A 1,840-nucleotide genomic window follows, 5' to 3' on the forward strand; every position below is an offset into this window, starting at 1 on the left:
CGCCAGCCGGGCAAGTCCGACCCGATCGACGCCGAGGCGGTCGCTTTGGCGGCACTGCGTCACCCGGATTTGCCAGTCGCTGAGCTTGATGGTCCGACCCGCGAGGTGAAGCTGCTCGTCGACTACCGCCGTGACCTGGTCCGCCAGCGCACCCGCCTGCAGAACCGGCTGCGCTGGCACCTGCATGAACTCGCCCCCACGCTGAGTGTGCCGTCCCGAGGATTGCGCCGGTTTTGCGTCATCGACGACTTGGCCGAGCGTCTGCAGGCCTTCGACGGCACCGTCGCCCGCTTGGCCCGCCAGCTCCTGGCCCGGTGCCGGGACCTCACTGTCGAGATCAACCAGATCGAGGTCGAGCTCAGGACGCTGGTGCGCCATCTGGCACCAACTCTGCTCGAAGTTCCGGGATGTGGTGTGCTCAGCGCAGCGATGATCCTGGGTGAGACTGCCGGTGCCCACCGGTTCCGTTCCAAGGACGCCTACGCCCGCTTCACCGGCACGGCCCCGATCCCAGTCTGGTCCGGCAACAGCCGCGGCAAGGTCCGCCTCAACCGCGGCGGGAACCGCACCATCAACACTGCCCTGCACATGATCGCGGTCACTCAGGCCCGCGGCATCGGCCCCGGCAAGGACTACATCGACAAGCTCCTCACCCGCGGAAAGACCCGTACCGAAGCCATCCGCCTGCTGCGCCGCCGCCTGTCCGACGCCGTCTTCACCGCGCTACGCACCGACGAACGAGCGCGCGCCGCGGTCCAGAACACCGAAAGCCCAGCCGTCCTGCCGAGGGCGGCTTGACATAGGAGCATCGCCGAGCTCGACCGGCCATACCGGTACTCGTAGCGTTCATCGACGCCTACAGGAAGGTGTTCGGGGTCGAGCCGATCTGCCGTGTCCTGACCGGGCACGGCTGGAAGATCGCAACCAGCACCTACTACGCCGCCAAGACCCGGCCGCCCTCGGCCCGGGCGGTGCGCGACGAGCAGCTCAAGCAGCACATCCGCCAGGTCTGGGAGGCCAACTACCAGGTCTACGGCGCCCACAAGGTGTGGCGGCAGCTCAACCGTCAGGGCGTCACCGTGGCCCGTTGCACCGTGGAGCGGCTGATGCGCGAGCTGGGCATCCGCGGGGTCCGCCGCGGCAAGAAGGTCCGCACCACGATCCGCAGCGACGGTCATGAGCGGGCCGCCGATCTGCTCAAGCGGGACTTCACCGCCACCCGCCCGAATCAGCGGTGGGTGGCCGACTTCACGCACGTATCGACCTGGGCCGGAGTGGTCTATGTCGCGTTCGTCGTCGACCTGTACTCACGGGCGATCGTGGGCTGGTCGGCGGCCACCCACAAGCGCGCCAAGCTGGTCCTGGACGCCCTGGACATGGGCCTGTGGCGGCGTGAACGCGCCGGCCACACTGCCGGCCAGGGGTTGGTCCATCACTCTGATGCGGGGTCGCAGTACACCTCGTTCGCCTTCACCGCTCACCTGATCGAGACCGGCATCGCCGCCTCAGCCGGCACCATCGGCGACGCCTTGGACAACACCCTGATGGAATCGACGATCGGCCTGTACAAGACCGAACTATCAAACCCCGCAGCCCGTGGAAAACGCTATCGGCCGTGGAACTGGCCACCGCCGAATACGTCGACTGGTACAACAACCGACGGCTGCACACCGCGATCGGTGACATCCCGCCCACCCAGTACGAAGCCCACTACTACGCTCAACACCAACCCCGTGAGGCGGTTAGAGCCAACCACTGAAGTCTCCATGGAATCCGGGGGGATTCACACCACCGCCGCGAACACCGCACGCGCATCGTGCTCCTGGGTCCACCGCCTTGA

2 protein-coding genes and 1 pseudogene are annotated in these 1,840 nt (G+C 67.2%); all 3 read left to right on the plus strand.

Going from position 1 to position 1,840, the window contains the following annotated elements; genetic code table 11:
• Positions 1–798: transposase (locus tag QJR12_RS17610; protein ID WP_300584780.1), on the plus strand; the 798-nt coding region annotated here is incomplete at its 5' end.
• 68 nt (positions 799–866) lie between these two features.
• Positions 867–1,526: pseudogene (locus tag QJR12_RS17615) on the plus strand (IS3 family transposase); the annotation flags it as partial.
• Positions 1,527–1,615: 89 nt separating this feature from the next.
• A complete protein-coding gene (locus QJR12_RS17820) occupies positions 1,616–1,759 on the plus strand; it encodes an IS3 family transposase (protein ID WP_366526325.1) in 144 nt (47 codons plus the stop codon).
• The last annotated feature ends 81 nt before the right edge of the window (positions 1,760–1,840 follow it).

The sequence above is a fragment of the Mycobacterium sp. genome, assembly GCF_029961025.1.
Classification (GTDB): Bacteria; Actinomycetota; Actinomycetes; order Mycobacteriales; family Mycobacteriaceae; genus Mycobacterium.